Here is a 17,446-nt window from a genome sequence, read left to right on the forward strand (position 1 = left end):
CGTTTCAAGGGGTCGCGGATGGCACAACCATTGACGGGAAAACACATTTTAGTGGTTGAGGATGAGGCTGTTTTCCGTTCTGTGCTGGCTGGTTATCTGACATCCTTGGGCGCTGATGTGCACGAGGCGGGTAACGGCAAAGAAGCGCTGGAAAAAATGGCTGTTCAGCCACCCGATCTGATTATTTGCGATCTCAATATGCCCATGATGGGTGGTTTTGAATTCGTCGAACGCTTGCGCCTGCACGATACTACAACGCCGGTACTGGTGGTGTCCGCCACCAGCCATCTGGCAGATGTCGCCAGAATATTACGTCTTGGCGTACAGGATGTTCTGCTCAAACCCCTGCATGATTACACGCGTTTGCGAGAGTCGGTTATGGCATGTCTATATCCGACAATGTTTACTTCACAGGCGAATGAAGTGGAACAACTGATGCGTGATTTGGATACATTAAACCAGTCTCCGGGTGCTGCATTGAAACTTCTGGAGCAATTGCAGCCACCGGTCCAGCAGACGTTGGCTCGCTGTCGTATCAATTATCGGCAATTGATGGCGGTAGACCGACCAGGATTGGTGCTTGATATCGCGGCGTTATCTGAGGATGAGCTGGCGTTTTACTGTCTCGATGTGACGCAGGCTGCGAATAATCACGGCGTATTGGCGGCATTACTGTTGCGTGCGTTATTCAATAGTCTCTTGCAGGAGCATTTGGCTCATCAGCAGCGCCGCTTACCTGAATTATCGGTCTTGCTTAATCAGGTCAACCAACTATTGCGTCAGGCGAATCTGCAAGGACAGTTTCCTTTGCTGGTGGGGTATTACCATCGCGAATTGAAACGGCTAATTCTGATTTCTGCTGGTCTGCATGCCACGTTAAGTGTTGAAGATCATAATATCGGGCTGAATAACGGCGTACCGTTAGGCACATTAGAGGGTGCTTATCTCAATCAGATGAGTTACCCGTGTGAAGCATGGCAGTGTCAGATGTGGGGGAGTGGCGGTCGTCTGCGTCTGATGTTGTCTACAGACTAATCCGATAGCGGCGAGTCTCCCCGCACTTCAGACTCTGAGTATCTATCGTAATTATTCTTTATCCCCTACTATGTGGCCTATGATTTTTCTCATCACACATCCAGATTGGACGAGCATCACGCATTGAACCTGATATACTTTCGCGGTTTTATGCGCCGGACAAATAAAGCTCATTATTTGAACGATATATACGAGGCTGTTTATGTCAACTGTTAATAAAAAAGTAAAAAAAGCGGTCATTCCAGTGGCCGGGTTGGGAACACGTATGTTGCCTGCGACTAAGGCTATTCCCAAAGAAATGTTGCCGCTGGTCGATAAGCCGTTAATCCAGTATGTAGTTAATGAATGTATTGCTGCCGGTATCAATGAAATAATTTTGGTTACACATTCCTCCAAGAATTCAATAGAAAACCATTTTGATACCAGCTTTGAACTGGAAGCTATGCTGGAAAAACGCGTTAAGCGTCAGTTGCTGAAAGAAGTTCAAGCTATTTGTCCAGAGCATGTCACTATTATGCAGGTTCGTCAGGGGCTGGCGAAAGGATTAGGACACGCGGTGCTGTGTGCACATCCTTTAGTGGGTGATGAACCGGTAGCGGTTATTTTGCCGGACGTCATCATCGATGAATATGAATCTGATCTGAAGAAAGATAACCTCAGTGAAATGTTGCAACGTTTTTATAGCACGGGTCATAGCCAGATTATGGTAGAGCCAGTGGAAAACGTCAGCAGCTACGGTGTGGTGGATTGCAAAGGCGTCGAATTAAAGCCGGGCGACAGTGCACCTATGGTTGGGGTTGTTGAAAAACCAAAAGCGTCAGAAGCGCCGTCTAATTTGGCTGTGGTTGGCCGTTATGTGTTGTCTGCTCAGATCTGGGATCTGTTGAAGAAAACAGAGCCCGGTGCGGGTAATGAAATTCAGCTGACAGATGCTATTGCCATGCTGATGGAAAAAGAAACCGTTGAGGCTTATCACCTGAAAGGAGTAAGTCACGATTGCGGCAATAAACTGGGATACATGACTGCATTTGTAGAATACGGTATTCGTCATGACGCATTGGGTGAGGATTTTACCCAGTGGCTGAAAGAAGCGATAGAAGAAGACGCTAATTAATCCTCCTCTTTCCCTCTAGCCGTAACGTCACACGCAACACGCAACACGCAACACCACATATCCTCAGTCGTTTACATGGTTAAACGGCTGATGGTGTCTAAAACTGGGGGAGCGCATTTGTTAGTGCACCGCCAGAAAGACAGGCTTATTTATAGAGCGAGTAAAGGTGTAAAGGCGAGGTGAGTAAAAAGCCTGCAGGCCTGTCGTTGCGAAGTATGGCGAGAGTATCAGTTGGGCGAGCGTTTGGTTGCGTTAATCAGACATAAAAAAACACCCCGTTAATGGGGTGTTTTTATTTATTCTTAAACTAAGAATTACAGCAGGAAGTCATCCAGGGATTTGCCCTGTTCTTCGATGGCTTTCTTGATAACTGCAGGCGTACGGCCCTGGCCGGTCCAGGTTTTCAGTTCGCCGTTTTCGTCAGTGTATTGATATTTAGCCGGACGTGCAGCACGTTTAGCTTTACCCGCTACTTTGCTTGCACCCAGAGATTGCAGTAATTCGTTAGGATCAATGCCATCAGCAATAAGCATTTCACGATACTGCTGTAATTTGCGTGTGCGTTCTTCAATTTCAGCCTGAGCCTGGTTTTCTTCTTCACGACGTTCGTTAACCACGACTTCCAGCTTTTCCAGCATTTCTTCCAGTGTTTCGAGGCTGCATTCTCTTGCCTGGGCACGCAGAGTGCGGATGTTGTTTAGAATCTTAAGTGCTTCGCTCATTGGATTAATCTCAAAATAAATATTATCGGTGACAGTACAGAGATAATAGAGTGCTGTTTTATTTTCTGCAATAGGCAAAATTGTCAGGTTGTTAAAATTTAGCAAATTTAAATCGAAAATCACGTATCAGACGAGCAATATAAATTTCTAACAAACCAGCTAATACATTCTGTTAGCGTGCTCTGTAGCGGAAATAGCCATGCACAAGTGTAGCGGAAATAGCCATGCACAAGTGTAGCGGAAATAGCCATGCACAAGTGTAGCGGAAATAGCCATGCACAAGTGTAGCGATAGTTTCTTGTGGCCCATGATGGCGCAGTCAATATTACTAAACCACAGAATGATTGTGGTACTGACAACGCCGACGGTATGACTAAACCCTCGTCAGCATCAATACCTATGTTACAATAAATTTTAACGATTACTGACCGGTGAATGCCGTTGAACGAGGAGCCATGGCGCAGCTTTATTTTTATTATTCCGCGATGAATGCAGGGAAATCTACCGCACTGTTGCAGTCTTCATATAACTATCAGGAGCGGGGAATGCGCACGCTGGTGTTTACGGCTGAAATAGATGATCGTTCCGGCCGGAGCGGCATCGTCAGTTCTCGTATCGGCCTCTCTTCACCCGCGTTATTGTTTAACGAGCAGACAGATTTATTCCAGGCTCTTGAACAGGCCCATCGTCAGCAAACTATTCACTGTGTGCTAATTGATGAAAGTCAGTTTTTGACGCGTGAGCAAGTGAATGCGTTGTGTGATGTTGTCGATCAATTAGACATTCCGGTTCTTTGCTATGGTCTACGCACCGATTTCCGTGGGGAATTGTTTAGTGGCAGTCATTATTTATTGGCTTGGGCTGACAAACTGGTTGAACTTAAAACCGTCTGCCATTGTGGGCGTAAGGCGAATCACGTATTGCGAGTAGACTCACATGGCAAGCCTGTCATTGAGGGCGCTCAGGTTGTGATTGGTGGAAATGAAAGTTATGTATCGGTATGCCGTAAGCATTATAAAATCGCACTGGGGCTGACGCGGGCCGAGGCGGAATAATCCATATCAATAATAGGTTAAGTATTTAGCCTGCCTTATTAATAGCCGGAGCGTGGCACATCGATCCGGTTATAGCCCCGGTAAATATTGCTAATAAAAATTAAATATTCGTTACTTTGTGTGTATGGAACCCGTGCATCAGGTTGCCAAACGCCAGCAGTAAGATTTCCCATGTCATGACGGTTATTCTAAAAGACGTGCGTGTGGTGTTGCCTAAAATGGGGTGGTTTTGCCCCGCAAGAGGAATCGTTGCTGGCAGGCTCGTCACGCTTTTCTTTTGTTCACCCTGACTCCCCCTTCAGCATCCTGCATTTCAGGCTTATAACATGCGTTTATGGCCTCGATTCTCGTCTTCTTATAGCTGGTTGAGACTTACAGATACATAGCGTTATACAAGCCTATAGGAGCCCCAGCCAGCGACGGTTAGGAAGAGGGCGGCCTACTATTACTGGATAAAAAATGACTGGATAAAAAAAGCCCTGTGCGACATGCACAGGGCTTGATAGTCGTTGTGGGTTAACGGCTATTAGTTAACGGCTTTCTTCTCTTTCTTTTCCGCTTTGGCTGGTGCGCTGGCGGTGACCGCGGCGGCTTTAGTGTCCGTCACGGCATGCTCGACAAACGGGCGGCCATAAAACGAATCCAGCAGGATTTGTTTGAGTTCGGCAATCAGCGGATAACGAGGGTTAGCGCCGGTGCACTGATCGTCAAAGGCATCTTCAGAAAGCTTGTCCACTTTGGCCAGGAAATCGGCTTCCTGCACGCCCGCTTCACGAATAGACGCTGGGATCCCCAGTTCTTTCTTCATGCTTTCCAGCCAGGCCAGCAGTTTTTCAATTTTCTGAGCGGTACGGTCACCGACGGCACTCAAGCCTAAATGATCGGCGACTTCGGCATAACGACGGCGAGCCTGCGGACGGTCGTACTGACTGAATGCCGTCTGTTTGGTCGGGTTATCGTTAGCGTTGTAACGAATCACGTTGCTGATCAGTAAGGCGTTAGCCAGGCCGTGCGGGATATGAAATTCAGACCCCAATTTGTGTGCCATTGAGTGGCAGACACCCAGGAAGGCGTTGGCAAAAGCGATACCGGCAATGGTGGCCGCGTTGTGGACGCGTTCACGTGCTACCGGGTTTTTGGCACCTTCGTGGTAGCTGGCTGGCAGGTTGTCTTTCAGCAGTTTCAGTGCCTGCAACGCCTGTCCGTCGGAGTATTCGTTTGCCAGTACTGAAACGTAGGCTTCCAGCGAGTGGGTGACGGCATCCAGACCGCCGAAAGCACACAGCGATTTCGGCATGTTCATCACCAGATTCGCATCGACAATCGCCATATCCGGTGTCAACGCGTAGTCTGCCAGCGGGTATTTCTGACCGGTGGTATCATCGGTTACTACGGCAAACGGTGTGACTTCAGAACCTGTCCCTGAGGTGGTCGTGACGGCAATCAGTTTTGCTTTCACACCCATTTTCGGGAACTTGTAGATACGTTTGCGAATATCCATGAAACGCAGCGCCAGTTCTTCGAAATGGGTATCCGGATGTTCGTACATGACCCACATGATCTTGGCGGCATCCATCGGCGAACCGCCACCCAGTGCGATGATGACGTCAGGTTTAAACGCGTTCATCTGTTCAGCACCTTTGCGAACGATGCTGAGTGTCGGATCCGCTTCCACCTCGAAGAAAACATCGGTATCCAGACCTTGCTGTTTCAGTACTGAGGTAATCTGGTCTACATAGCCGTTATTAAACAGGAAACGGTCGGTTACGATAAAGGCGCGTTTGGCACCATCAGTCGCCACTTCTTCCAGCGCGATCGGCAGTGAACCGCGACGGAAATAGATAGATTTAGGAAGTTTATGCCACAGCATGTTTTCAGCTCGCTTAGCAACGGTTTTACGGTTGATCAGGTGCTTCGGTCCGACGTTTTCGGAGATAGAGTTACCGCCCCATGAGCCACAACCCAGAGTCAACGATGGTGCCAGCTTAAAGTTGTACAGATCACCGATCCCACCCTGAGACGCTGGGGTATTGATCAGAATGCGGGCAGTTTTCATCTTGTCGCCAAAATGGTTCACGCGCTGCGGCTGATTATCCTGATCGGTATACAGACATGAGGTATGGCCGATCCCGCCCATCGCAACCAGTTTTTCCGCTTTCTCTACGGCCTCTTCAAAATCTTTCGCCCGGTACATAGCCAGTGTCGGGGAGAGTTTTTCGTGTGCAAACGGTTCAGACTCGTCAGCATGGGTGACTTCACCGATCAATACCTTCGTACTGGCTGGGACTGTAATACCGGCCATTTCGGCGATCTTGATGGCGGGCTGGCCGACGATAGCGGCATTGAGCGCGCCGTTTTTCAAAATAATCGCCTGCACTGCCTGCAACTCTTTACCTTTAAGCAGGTAACCGCCGTGCGTAGAGAAACGTTCACGTACCGCGTCATAGATCTTATCAACGACGATAACTGACTGTTCGGACGCACAAATTACGCCATTATCAAAGGTTTTTGACATCAGAATCGATGCAACGGCACGCTTGATGTCAGCGGTTTCGTCAATTACGACAGGGGTGTTGCCTGCGCCTACACCAATAGCCGGTTTACCGGAGCTATAAGCGGCTTTCACCATGCCCGGGCCGCCGGTTGCCAGGATCAGGTTGATATCCGGGTGGTGCATCAGCTGGTTGGACAGTTCGACTGAGGGTTCGTCAATCCAGCCGATGATGTCTTTCGGGGCGCCAGCGGCAATCGCTGCCTGCAGCACGATATCGGCTGCTTTGTTGGTTGCGTTTTTAGCACGTGGGTGAGGAGAGAAAATAATACCGTTACGTGTTTTCAGGCTGATCAGTGCCTTGAAGATAGCGGTAGACGTCGGGTTGGTGGTCGGGACGATACCGCAGATAATACCGATAGGTTCGGCAATCGTGATGGTACCGAATGTGTCGTCGACGGACAGTACACCACAGGTCTGCTCGTCTTTGTAAGCGTTATAGATGTATTCGGAAGCAAAGTGGTTCTTGATGACTTTATCTTCGATGATCCCCATGCCTGATTCTGCAACCGCCATTTTTGCCAGCGGAATACGCGCATCTGCGGCAGCCAGTGCTGCTGCACGGAAGATTTTATCAACCTGCTCTTGCGAGAAGTTTGCGAACTCATGTTGCGCTTTTTTGACGCGTTCGACCAAAGCGTTAAGTTCAGCAACGTTTGTTACGGCCATAATGCTCTCCTGTAATGTTAAGCTCTTTCAGTCAATGGTCCATCGATAAATAAGCAGTATAGATAATGGTTGAGGTACCTGATAATTTGGCTCTTACGATTATCCATTGACTCAAAGCGCTCGATTAATCTTCTGATGCGCGTCATTACCTTTTTACTGGCAGAAACCATGGTTTCTCAATGCTATTCCTAAAACGGCTGCCGATATAAGGGCAATGTTCGCTGCTTCAGGTGCTGTTTTTTTCTCTGAAGTCAGAATACCCCGTTGCTAGTCGGTTTTTTGTGATCTCACTCGCTAAATTGCCATGCTGACACCATTCAGCATGGTGTTATTGAGAATCAATATCATCTATATCCGGAATTTGTTAAAAATAAATGACCATTCCATGTGCTTTTCTGGGGGAATTTGTATCGAAAATTGGCGTGGTGACAGAGAATAATCGTCAGATGAAAGAGTGGAGGCACGCTGTACTTTACATTACTGTAGGCGATGTCACGGTGTGTGCCGTCGATCGCCAAAGACGCCTGGCGTTGACAATAATCTTCAGAGGTGAAAAGTGATTCAGCCTGTCCTGGATTTCTCTGGTTACATCAAGTTTTTTATTGGGCTGTTTGCGTTGATAAACCCGGTAGGTATTCTGCCTATCTTCATTAGTATGACCAACTACCAGGCAGGGGAAGGGCGGGCGAGAACCAACCTGACAGCCAATGTCTCTGTGGTGATTATCCTTTGGGTCGCGCTATTTTTTGGTGATGCTATCCTGCGACTGTTTGGCATCTCGATTGATTCATTCCGCATTGCAGGCGGTATTCTGATTACCACCATCGCGATGTCGATGATCAGCGGCAAACTGGGTGAGGACAAACAGAATAAACAGGAGAAGACAGAAACCGCCAATCGGGAAAGTATTGGCGTGGTGCCGCTGGCATTACCATTGATGGCAGGGCCGGGTGCCATTAGCTCCACCATTGTCTGGAGTTCCCGCTATCACGGTTGGCAGAATTTATTAGGGCTGTCGTTGGCGATTGCCGTTTTTGCATTTTGTTGCTGGTTGTTGTTTCGGGCTGCACCCGCGTTAGTCAGGTTGCTGGGACAAACCGGCATCAACGTCGTGACACGTATTATGGGGCTGTTGCTGATGTCGCTCGGTATTGAATTTATCGTGACAGGCATTCGCGCGTTATTTCCAGGATTGTCCTGATAACGAGTGTGCCCTGGCGTAGGTGTCGATATGTGATGTCTGAGCCGTGTTGCCTTTATTTATGCATTTATACTCTGCTGCTGGGCCGCTGGTGAATCTGCCTGAGAGCGGGACTTTGCTCAATTTGGCTCCGGCGGCATGGCTATGTCGTTGGCGCTATGGCTATGTCGTCGGCGCTAAAGTGTCGGCGGGCTAACGTGGGAGAGCAACGACAAGTTAATGTGCTACCTGCCTCATCTACCAATCCACTCCGATCTTACAACACACCCAGCCCTCGATTGAGTACATTCCGTTCATCTGACTTGCCTTATTTTTATTACTACTTTTTTCTTATGTCATTTCCCGGTCATCATCAGCAGAAAAAGGCACATTCCCTACTATTATTTATCACACGAGGTGGCATAACTTATTTTTATGCCATGTGAATGCCTTAGATAAGCTAATGCATATGGCGTAAAACACAGCAGATGTTTTATTGCAATGCACATGAGATTTCACTGTTAATTTATTCACATGTAGAGGCGCTGGTGTCGGAAAGTCATTGATGGCGGTGGAAGTGTTTTATCGTGCATTTTTTGTCCTTGACTATGGTTAATTCTTCCATGTCTACCACTTATTGGACAATCTGCTGTCGGCGGCGCTTTTGCCATAGTTGATGCCATGCTCGGGTGCTTTTGTGTCCATTTACACATACTGGTTTTTTTGTGACTTTCCGGGATTGAAAAGAAATTTAAGTAACAGCCTGCAAAATCTATTGGCGAAGACGGATTCTTCTGATACGTTCGGCATCACGCTATTTTCCCAAGCCGTTACGGATAAGTTAATTTTATTAGAACGTTATCCCCGACGATTTTTTGTGGAATTTGGGAAGGGCGTACCATCAGGGAAGAGTGGAAATGGTGACAGACTGCCGGTCCTGGGAAGGGACAGCGGCAGTTTTTGGGTTGCTGATATGTGCTGTTTTTATCTCTGTTGATTTTTCCAACACGTTGTTGCGGCATTAAGCGTATCGAGTCGTGCGACGTGGATAAAACAATTTTGATGTGATTAAGCGGCCATGTTGCCAGAGTCGTTCCTCTGGCGACGGTATTGTCTGTCCGCGTAATACGTAAAAAACGTTATATGCCTGATTGGGTGATAACAGTAGAACAGGAGCAAGGTAAATAATGGTAAACAACACTATTAAAAAAAGACTGGCAGTGAGCATTTTCGCTGCGATCACGGCTTCCGCAGGCGTTTCTGCCTGGGCTGTTACGGTGCCTGCTGGTGTGCAACTGGCTGAAAAGCAGGAGCTGGTGCGTAATAACGGTGCTGAAGTTGCTTCCCTCGACCCGCATAAAATGGAAGGCGTACCGGAATCTAACGTTGCGCGTGATCTGCTGGAAGGGCTGCTGGTTACCTCTCCAGATGGCCACCCGGCACCAGGTGTTGCAGAAAGTTGGGATAACAAAGATTTCAAAGTATGGACCTTCCACTTGCGTAAAGACGCTAAATGGTCCAATGGTGATCCGGTTACTGCTCAGGATTTCGTTTATAGCTGGCGTCGTGTTACCGATCCGAAAACAGCTTCTCCTTATGCCAGTTACCTGCAGTTTGGTCATATCGTGAATATCGATGATGTGGTAGCAGGCAAAAAATCGCCTGATACGCTGGGCGTGAAAGCCATTGACGATCACACGCTGGAAGTCACGCTGAGTGAGCCGGTTCCGTACTTCTATAAGCTGTTGGTTCACCCCTCCACCTTCCCAGTGAATCAGAAAGTTGTTGAAAAATATGGCGAAAAGTGGACTCAGCCAGCTAACTGGGTCGGCAACGGTGCTTATACGCTGAAAGAGTGGGTTGTCAACGAGAAAATCGTTCTGGAGCGTAACCCGAATTACTGGGATAACGCCCATACTATCATCAACAAAGTGACCTATCTGCCGATTTCTTCTGAGGTGACGGATGTTAACCGTTACCGCAGCGGTGAAATCGACATGACCTATAACAACCTGCCTATCGAGTTGTTCCAAAAGTTAAAGAAAGAGATCCCCAACGAAGTGAAGGCGGATCCGTATCTGTGCACCTATTACTACGAGATCAACAACCAGAAGGCACCGTTTAACGATGCGCGTGTACGCCAGGCGTTAGTGCTGGGTCTGGATCAAGACATTCTGGTTAACAAGGTGAAAGCGCAGGGTGATACCCCGGCGTTTGGTTTCACCCCGCCGTACATTGATGGTCTGGATGGCAAACTGACTCCGCCAGAGTGGGTGAGCTGGTCGCGTGAGAAACGTAACGCCGAAGCGAAGAAACTGCTGGCTGAAGCCGGTTTCACGCCGGAAAAACCGTTGACCTTTAACCTGCTGTACAACACCTCTGATCTGCATAAAAAACTGGCGATCGCCGCGTCCTCTATCTGGAAAAGCAACATCGGTGTGGACGCGAAACTGGAAAACCAGGAGTGGAAAACATTCCTGGACAGCCGTCATCAGGGCACATTCGATGTCGCTCGTGCTGGCTGGTGTGCGGATTACAACGAACCGACCACGTTCCTGAATACCATGATCTCCAACAGCAGCAGCAACACCGCACATTATAAGAGCGCGGATTTCGACAAGTTGATGGCAAAAGCATTGGCTGCCACCACAGAAGAAGCGCGTGCGGACGTTTACAAGCAGGCTGAGATGCTGCTGGAAAAAGACGCTGTCGTGGTTCCGGTGTATTACTATGCCAACACCCGTTTGGTTAAACCGTATGTGGGTGGCATTACAGGTAAAGATCCACTGGATAACCTGAACGTTAAAAACCTTTATATTATCAAGCATTAATGATGACAGGGCTGTGTGTCTGGCACACAGCCCTTATTCGGTTTAATAAAGTGTGATAAATAGAAGCGAAAATTTCAGACCGGTTTTATAGGTAAGGTCAATGTTAAAATTTATTTTCCGTCGTTGCCTGGAAGCAATCCCGACGCTGTTCATCCTGATCACGATCTCGTTTTTCATGATGAGGCTGGCCCCGGGAAGTCCGTTCACGGGAGAGCGTAATCTTCCCCCTGAAGTGATGGCGAACATCGAAGCCAAATACCATCTGAATGATCCGATGATCAAACAGTATGGCAATTATCTGGTACAGTTGTTGAAAGGTGACTTTGGTCCCTCTTTCAAATACAAAGATTATTCAGTCAACGATTTGGTTGCCCAGGCTTTCCCTGTATCGGCCAAGTTGGGGATTGCTGCTTTTCTGCTGGCGGTCGTGCTGGGGGTGACCTCCGGTGTGATTGCCGCGTTGAATCAGAACAGTAAATGGGATTATACCGTCATGGGGTTTGCCATGACCGGCGTGGTGATCCCTAGTTTTGTTGTGGCACCGCTGTTGGTGTTGATATTCGCGATAACCCTGCACTGGTTGCCAGGGGGCGGTTGGAACGGTGGAGCGCCAAAATACATTATTCTGCCGATGGTCGCGCTCTCGTTATCGTATATCGCCAGCATTGCGCGTATTACCCGTGGCTCCATGATTGAAGTGCTGCATTCAAACTTTATCCGTACTGCGCGTGCCAAAGGGCTGCCGTTGCGTCGGATCATTTTGCGTCATGCACTCAAGCCTGCGTTGTTGCCAGTGTTGTCCTATATGGGGCCGGCCTTCGTAGGGATTATCACTGGCTCTATGGTGATTGAAACCATCTTTGGTTTACCTGGTATTGGTCAGTTATTTGTTAACGGTGCGCTTAACCGTGACTATTCGCTGGTGCTGAGCCTGACTATTTTAGTGGGTGCGCTGACCATTCTGTTTAATGCGGTCATCGATGTGCTGTATGCGGTCATCGATCCGAAGATCCGTTACTAAGGTAAATCACTGATGTTCTGGAATAAACGTAACCGTGAAGCGCTGGATAACTTCAGCGAGAAACTGGAAGTGGAAGGGCGTAGCCTGTGGCAGGATGCGCGCCGTCGCTTCATGCACAACCGTGCCGCGCTGGCCAGTCTGTTTGTCCTGACGCTGATTACGCTGTTTGTTGTTATCGGCCCGATGGTGGCACCGTTCAATTATGCGGACACCGACTGGAATATGATGTCCAGTGCACCGGATATGGCGTCTAAGCACTACTTTGGTACCGACTCTTCCGGTCGCGACCTGTTGGTGCGTGTGGCTATCGGCGGGCGTATTTCGCTGATGGTCGGTGTTGCTGCAGCCCTGGTAGCGGTCATTGTCGGGACACTGTATGGTGCGGCGTCAGGGTATATGGGTGGCAAAGTCGACTCAGTGATGATGCGTCTTTTGGAGATCCTCAACTCTTTCCCGTTCATGTTTTTCGTGATTTTGCTGGTCACCCTGTTCGGGCAGAATATTCTGTTGATCTTTGTGGCTATCGGCATGGTGTCCTGGCTGGATATGGCGCGTATCGTGCGCGGTCAGACGCTGAGCCTGAAGCGCAAAGAGTTTATTGAAGCTGCGCTGGTATGCGGAGTCTCTACCCGTAGCATCGTGTTGCGTCATGTGGTACCAAACGTGCTGGGTGTGGTGGTGGTGTACGCATCGCTGTTGGTGCCGAGCATGATCCTGTTTGAATCCTTCTTGAGTTTCCTTGGCCTGGGTACCCAGGAACCGCTGAGCAGTTGGGGGGCATTATTAAACGATGGTGCTAACTCAATGGAAGTGGCGCCATGGTTGTTGCTTTATCCCGCCGGTTTCCTGGTGGTAACCCTGTTCTGTTTTAACTTTATCGGCGATGGCTTGCGTGACGCCCTCGATCCGAAAGACCGCTAAGGAGACGCTTCATATCATGATGAATACGTCAGAAACCCACGCTTTGCTTGATGTTAAAGACTTGCGCGTGACGTTCAGTACGCCTGATGGTGATGTCACGGCGGTAAACGATCTGAATTTTTCGCTCAGTGCCGGTGAAACACTGGGTATTGTGGGTGAGTCCGGCTCGGGTAAATCCCAGACGGCATTTGCGCTGATGGGGCTGCTGGCTGCCAATGGTCACATTGGTGGTTCGGCACGTTTCAACGGGCGTGAGATTCTCAATCTGCCGGAGCGTGAGCTTAATCGCCTGCGAGCAGAAGAGATCGCCATGATTTTTCAGGACCCGATGACCTCACTGAACCCGTACATGCGTGTTGGCGATCAGTTGATGGAAGTGCTGATGCAGCACAAGAAATTGGGTAAAAGCGATGCGTTTGAAGAGTCCGTACGCATGCTGGACGCGGTAAAAATGCCAGAAGCCAGAAAACGGATGCGCATGTATCCGCATGAGTTTTCGGGTGGGATGCGCCAGCGCGTGATGATTGCCATGGCGTTGCTGTGCCGCCCTAAATTACTGATCGCTGACGAGCCGACCACTGCGCTTGATGTGACGGTGCAGGCGCAGATCATGACGCTGCTCAATGACCTAAAGCGTGAGTTCAATACCGCCATTATCATGATTACCCATGACCTGGGCGTGGTCGCCGGTATTTGCGACAAAGTCTTGGTTATGTACGCCGGACGTACTATGGAGTACGGCAGTGCGCGCGAGATTTTCTATGAACCAACCCATCCATACTCTCTGGGCCTGCTAAAAGCGATTCCTCGTCTTGATGAAGAGAATGCTGAGTTGGCTACGATTCCGGGGAATCCACCTAACCTGTTGCGCCTGCCGAAAGGATGTCCTTTCCAGCCGCGTTGCCCGTATGCACAGGAACAATGCCAGCATGCACCTGAATTGAAGCCGTTTGGTGAAGGTCGTCTGCGTGCCTGTTTCCGGAGTGTGGGGGAATTAGTATGAATGAGCTGGAAAACAAAAAAGTCTTGCTTGAAGTGGATGAACTCAAGGTCCACTTTGATATCCGTGATGACAAACAATGGTTTTGGCAACCGGCTAAAAAGCTGAAAGCGGTAGATGGCGTTACCCTGCGTCTGTATGAAGGGGAAACCCTGGGCGTGGTCGGGGAGTCGGGGTGTGGTAAATCCACACTGGCTCGCGCTATTATCGGTCTGGTAAAAGCGACCAGCGGGCGCATTAGCTGGTTGGGGAAAGATCTGCTGGGTATGCGTGACACTGAATGGCGTGATGTACGTAGCGATATTCAGATGATTTTTCAGGATCCGCTGGCATCGCTCAACCCGCGTATGACCATTGGTGAAATTATTGCCGAGCCGTTGCGTACCTACCACCCGGATATGTCGCGTCAGGAAGTAAAAGACCGCGTCAAAACCATGATGATGAAGGTTGGCTTGCTGCCGAACCTGATTAACCGTTACCCGCATGAGTTTTCTGGCGGCCAGTGTCAGCGTATCGGTATCGCCCGTGCACTGATTCTGGAACCAAAACTGATTATCTGTGACGAACCGGTTTCTGCATTGGACGTGTCGATTCAGGCTCAGGTGGTGAATCTGCTGCAACAGTTGCAGCGTGAGATGGGACTGTCATTGATCTTTATCGCCCATGATTTGTCGGTGGTAAAACACATTTCTGACCGTGTGCTGGTGATGTATCTGGGACATGCGGTGGAACTGGGGACCTATGATGAGCTGTACCATAATCCACAGCATCCTTACACCCGTGCGCTGATGTCGGCGGTGCCGATTCCGGATCCAGACAAGGAGCGCAACAAACAGATTCAACTGCTGGAAGGCGATCTCCCTTCGCCGATTAACCCGCCGACGGGCTGTGTATTCTGTACCCGCTGCCCGGTTGTGGGGCCGGAGTGCACCAAAACCCGTCCAGTACTGGAAGGTAGCTTCAGACACGCTGTATCCTGCCTGAAGGCTGACCCATTACCGTGATTCGCTGATACGTCTGGTATCCAGTATCAGGTAAAAGAAACGCCCCAGATATGGGGCGTTTTGCGTTTTAAGACAGGCGGTTGACCCGCCAGTCAGGTTATATTCGAGAGTGTTACTCTTTCCACAGGATGTGGCACAGCTTGTGATCTTTTTCCCGGCAGATGAGAATACGGGCAAAAATATCCGTAATTTCTTCACCGTCCTGCTCGGCCAGCCCAATCACCACTTCGGCGAAAAAATCCGGATTCAGGTCGAAATCCACGTGTTCTTGCCAGTCTTCCGCCGGGTCAAACAGTTCCGCACCGCCACGCTCTTCAAACTGCAAGTTGAACAGCAAAATATCTGCTGGATCCAGATTATCCGGTGCCAGTTCCAGAAAGATATCGTAAGCCTGTTCCAGAGCTTCATCTTCTGTCAGGCGGTTATTTAAATCCATACAACATTCCTGTTAAAACGTAATGGGGGTATTAGAGCATGAAGGGCGGTGTGATTACAGCAGTGGGCTGAAAAAGTAAAACAGTCGCTCGACAATCCGTTGCCAATAAGGGCGCGTTAACCACTCCTTGGTATTCAACAGTCGTGAGCGGGACATGTAGTCCTCCTGAACACAGGCCAGATCGCTACCAAAACCGTCATCGTCAATCACCAGCGTGATTTCAAAGTTCAGCCAGAGGCTACGCATGTCCAGATTAACCGTACCGACCAGGCTAAGTTGCCCATCGACCAGCACGCTTTTGGTATGCAATAAACCGCCTTCGAACTGGTAGATCCTGACGCCCGCCGCCAGTAACTCGGTGAAAAAGGCTTTACAGGCCCAGCCCACCATCATGGAGTCATTTTTATACGGTACGATAATACTGACCTCTACGCCACGCTGGGCTGCGGTACAGATGGCGTGTTGCAGGTCATCACTCGGTACAAAATAAGGGGTAGTCATGATGAGTTGGTGCCGTGCAGAATAAACCGCTGTCAGCAATGCCTGATGAATCATCTCCTCGGGGTAGCCGGGGCCAGAGGCGATAACCTGCACGGTATGGCCGCGCTCTTGCTCAAATGGCATGATATTGACATCCGGCGGCGGCGGCGGCAGGCGCTGGCCGGTTTCCATTTCCCAGTCGAGACTATAAATCACACCCATGGTCGTGGTTACCGGGCCTTCGATACGCACCATCAGGTCCACCCACTGACCGACACCAGAATCCTGCTTGAAATAACGCGGGTCCACCATATTCATGCTGCCGGTGTAGGCGATACGGTTGTCTATCAGGATAACCTTGCGGTGCTGACGCAAATCCATACGACGCAGGAAGGCGCGTAACAGATTCACCTGTAACGCGTCCACCACGGTGATGCCAGCAGTACGCATCATCTCCGGGTAGGTACTGTGAAAGAACTGTACGCTGCCTGCCGAATCGAGCAGGATTCGACATTTGACCCCACGGCGTGATGCTAAGAGTAGGGCGTTCATCACGTGATCCACCAAACCGCCTGCCTGCCAGATATAGAACACCATCTCAATATTACTTTGTGCCAGTTCGATATCGCGGATTAACGTTTTGATGGTGTCGTCAAAGGAGGTCAGCAATTGCAACTGATTGCCCTTGATACCACCAATTCCCTGTCGACGTTCACACAGTTGAAATAATGAGCGGGCGACCTCGCTATTCTCGGTGGCGAAAATGCGGCGGTATTCCTTCAAGTCACGCAGCCATTGAGCTGTCACTGGCCACATTTGTCGGGCGCGCTCCGCACGGCGCTTTCCTAAATGTAGCTCGCCGAACAACAGATAGGCGACGATACCGACCAACGGCAGAATATAAATCACCAACAGCCAGGCCATCGCAGAAGGGACGGCCCGCCTTTTCATCAGAATACGCAACGTAATACTGGCAACAAGCAGCCAGTAACTGAAAACCAGTAATCCGCTAAGTACAGTATAAAATGCTGTCATAGTAACAATGTACGGTTCCCTGCTGCGAAATGTTCACCAGCTCAAGTGTATGCATAGTTCCCCTGGGGGGAAAGTCCTTTACTCTGAATACTATAGCGTATGGCTGGCAAGCATGCGGATTCGGGAAAATCCTGCTTTCTCTCTTGGCGCGCGAAAACAGGGGGATATAATAGAAGGGCCCATCATGCTTATCATAAGAGTCGTGCCATGAAACGCAGCCGGAATGAAGTCAGCCGCTGGCGTATGCAACGTCAGGTGCAGCGCCGTCGGAGTCGCTGGCTTGAGGCCCAGTCGCGTAGCTACCGACATATCCATCACGTACGTTATCTGTGCCAGAAACAGCAGCGCCGTGCGTTATTGTATGCCGTAGCTTACGAGTGGTAGTCGCCGGG

General features: G+C 49.5%; 14 protein-coding genes. 10 read left to right on the forward strand and 4 right to left on the reverse strand.

Features of this window, described 5'->3' with window-relative positions; genetic code table 11:
- Positions 1 to 18: 18 nt before the first annotated feature.
- Both rssB and galU read left to right on the forward strand, forming a co-directional pair.
- Positions 19 to 1,035 (forward strand): two-component system response regulator RssB, encoded by a 1,017-nt coding sequence (gene rssB / locus LF929_RS10010; protein WP_038904428.1) that lies wholly within the window; start codon positions 19 to 21, stop codon positions 1,033 to 1,035.
- A gap of 202 nt (positions 1,036 to 1,237) precedes the next feature.
- Positions 1,238 to 2,149, forward strand: coding sequence for a UTP--glucose-1-phosphate uridylyltransferase GalU (gene galU, locus LF929_RS10015; protein WP_038904427.1), 912 nt, complete (start codon positions 1,238 to 1,240; stop codon positions 2,147 to 2,149).
- Positions 2,150 to 2,463: 314 nt separating this feature from the next.
- On the opposite strand, the gene hns is transcribed toward galU, so the two are convergent.
- Positions 2,464 to 2,871, reverse strand: a complete 408-nt coding sequence (gene hns / locus LF929_RS10020; RefSeq protein WP_029456333.1) for a histone-like nucleoid-structuring protein H-NS — start codon at positions 2,869 to 2,871, stop codon at positions 2,464 to 2,466.
- 455 nt (positions 2,872 to 3,326) lie between these two features.
- Between hns and LF929_RS10025 the strand changes: the two genes are divergently transcribed.
- Positions 3,327 to 3,926 carry a thymidine kinase gene (locus LF929_RS10025; protein ID WP_016941297.1) on the forward strand — a complete coding sequence of 200 codons (600 nt, stop codon included), beginning with the start codon at positions 3,327 to 3,329 and terminating at the stop codon, positions 3,924 to 3,926.
- 526 nt (positions 3,927 to 4,452) lie between these two features.
- On the opposite strand, the gene adhE is transcribed toward LF929_RS10025, so the two are convergent.
- Positions 4,453 to 7,146, reverse strand: coding sequence for a bifunctional acetaldehyde-CoA/alcohol dehydrogenase (gene adhE, locus LF929_RS10030; RefSeq protein ID WP_038908036.1), 2,694 nt, complete (start codon positions 7,144 to 7,146; stop codon positions 4,453 to 4,455).
- A 556-nt stretch (positions 7,147 to 7,702) separates the two neighbouring features.
- Here adhE and LF929_RS10035 point away from each other — a divergent pair.
- The 6 genes from LF929_RS10035 to oppF all read left to right on the forward strand — a co-directional run bounded on the left by LF929_RS10035 (position 7,703) and on the right by oppF (position 15,103).
- Positions 7,703 to 8,347 carry a YchE family NAAT transporter gene (locus LF929_RS10035; RefSeq protein WP_016941300.1) on the forward strand — a complete coding sequence of 215 codons (645 nt, stop codon included), beginning with the start codon at positions 7,703 to 7,705 and terminating at the stop codon, positions 8,345 to 8,347.
- A 1,166-nt stretch (positions 8,348 to 9,513) separates the two neighbouring features.
- Positions 9,514 to 11,157 (forward strand): oligopeptide ABC transporter substrate-binding protein OppA, encoded by a 1,644-nt coding sequence (oppA, locus tag LF929_RS10040; RefSeq protein ID WP_226092560.1) that lies wholly within the window; start codon positions 9,514 to 9,516, stop codon positions 11,155 to 11,157.
- Positions 11,158 to 11,257: 100 nt separating this feature from the next.
- Positions 11,258 to 12,178: an oligopeptide ABC transporter permease OppB gene (gene oppB, locus LF929_RS10045; protein ID WP_012884812.1), complete on the forward strand. Its 921-nt coding sequence runs from the start codon at positions 11,258 to 11,260 to the stop codon at positions 12,176 to 12,178.
- A 12-nt stretch (positions 12,179 to 12,190) separates the two neighbouring features.
- The gene (oppC, locus tag LF929_RS10050) at positions 12,191 to 13,099 is read left to right on the forward strand and encodes an oligopeptide ABC transporter permease OppC (RefSeq protein WP_038904422.1); all 909 of its coding nucleotides are present in this window, start codon (positions 12,191 to 12,193) and stop codon (positions 13,097 to 13,099) included.
- A gap of 16 nt (positions 13,100 to 13,115) precedes the next feature.
- Entirely contained in the window at positions 13,116 to 14,102 is a 987-nt protein-coding gene (locus LF929_RS10055; protein ID WP_023639746.1) for an ABC transporter ATP-binding protein, read from the forward strand.
- Positions 14,099 to 15,103: a murein tripeptide/oligopeptide ABC transporter ATP binding protein OppF gene (oppF, locus tag LF929_RS10060; RefSeq protein ID WP_226092559.1), complete on the forward strand. Its 1,005-nt coding sequence runs from the start codon at positions 14,099 to 14,101 to the stop codon at positions 15,101 to 15,103. The genes LF929_RS10055 and oppF overlap by 4 nt, the downstream gene beginning before the upstream one ends.
- Positions 15,104 to 15,215: 112 nt before the next feature.
- On the opposite strand, the gene LF929_RS10065 is transcribed toward oppF, so the two are convergent.
- Complete coding sequence (locus LF929_RS10065; RefSeq protein WP_012884808.1) at positions 15,216 to 15,539, reverse strand: HI1450 family dsDNA-mimic protein; 324 nt, start codon at positions 15,537 to 15,539, stop codon at positions 15,216 to 15,218.
- A 54-nt stretch (positions 15,540 to 15,593) separates the two neighbouring features.
- On the reverse strand, positions 15,594 to 17,054 hold the full coding sequence (gene cls / locus LF929_RS10070; protein ID WP_038904419.1) for a cardiolipin synthase: 1,461 nt from the start codon (positions 17,052 to 17,054) through the stop codon (positions 15,594 to 15,596).
- 207 nt (positions 17,055 to 17,261) lie between these two features.
- Between cls and LF929_RS10075 the strand changes: the two genes are divergently transcribed.
- On the forward strand, positions 17,262 to 17,438 hold the full coding sequence (locus tag LF929_RS10075) for a YciY family protein (RefSeq protein WP_012884806.1): 177 nt from the start codon (positions 17,262 to 17,264) through the stop codon (positions 17,436 to 17,438).
- The last annotated feature ends 8 nt before the right edge of the window (positions 17,439 to 17,446 follow it).

The organism is Dickeya oryzae (assembly GCF_020406815.2).
Taxonomy (GTDB): Bacteria; Pseudomonadota; Gammaproteobacteria; order Enterobacterales; family Enterobacteriaceae; genus Dickeya; species Dickeya oryzae.

What these genes read in the sequence shown, in the direction of transcription:
- rssB (WP_038904428.1), top strand. Translation starts at nt 19, where the DNA reads ATGGCACAACCATTGACGGGAAAACACATTTTAGTGGTTGAGGATGAG.
- galU (WP_038904427.1), top strand. Translation starts at nt 1,238, where the DNA reads ATGTCAACTGTTAATAAAAAAGTAAAAAAAGCGGTCATTCCAGTGGCC.
- hns (WP_029456333.1), bottom strand. Translation starts at nt 2,871, where the DNA reads ATGAGCGAAGCACTTAAGATTCTAAACAACATCCGCACTCTGCGTGCC.
- LF929_RS10025 (WP_016941297.1), top strand. Translation starts at nt 3,327, where the DNA reads ATGGCGCAGCTTTATTTTTATTATTCCGCGATGAATGCAGGGAAATCT.
- adhE (WP_038908036.1), bottom strand. Translation starts at nt 7,146, where the DNA reads ATGGCCGTAACAAACGTTGCTGAACTTAACGCTTTGGTCGAACGCGTC.
- oppA (WP_226092560.1), top strand. Translation starts at nt 9,514, where the DNA reads ATGGTAAACAACACTATTAAAAAAAGACTGGCAGTGAGCATTTTCGCT.
- oppB (WP_012884812.1), top strand. Translation starts at nt 11,258, where the DNA reads ATGTTAAAATTTATTTTCCGTCGTTGCCTGGAAGCAATCCCGACGCTG.
- oppC (WP_038904422.1), top strand. Translation starts at nt 12,191, where the DNA reads ATGTTCTGGAATAAACGTAACCGTGAAGCGCTGGATAACTTCAGCGAG.
- LF929_RS10055 (WP_023639746.1), top strand. Translation starts at nt 13,116, where the DNA reads ATGATGAATACGTCAGAAACCCACGCTTTGCTTGATGTTAAAGACTTG.
- oppF (WP_226092559.1), top strand. Translation starts at nt 14,099, where the DNA reads ATGAATGAGCTGGAAAACAAAAAAGTCTTGCTTGAAGTGGATGAACTC.
- LF929_RS10065 (WP_012884808.1), bottom strand. Translation starts at nt 15,539, where the DNA reads ATGGATTTAAATAACCGCCTGACAGAAGATGAAGCTCTGGAACAGGCT.
- cls (WP_038904419.1), bottom strand. Translation starts at nt 17,054, where the DNA reads ATGACAGCATTTTATACTGTACTTAGCGGATTACTGGTTTTCAGTTAC.
- LF929_RS10075 (WP_012884806.1), top strand. Translation starts at nt 17,262, where the DNA reads ATGAAACGCAGCCGGAATGAAGTCAGCCGCTGGCGTATGCAACGTCAG.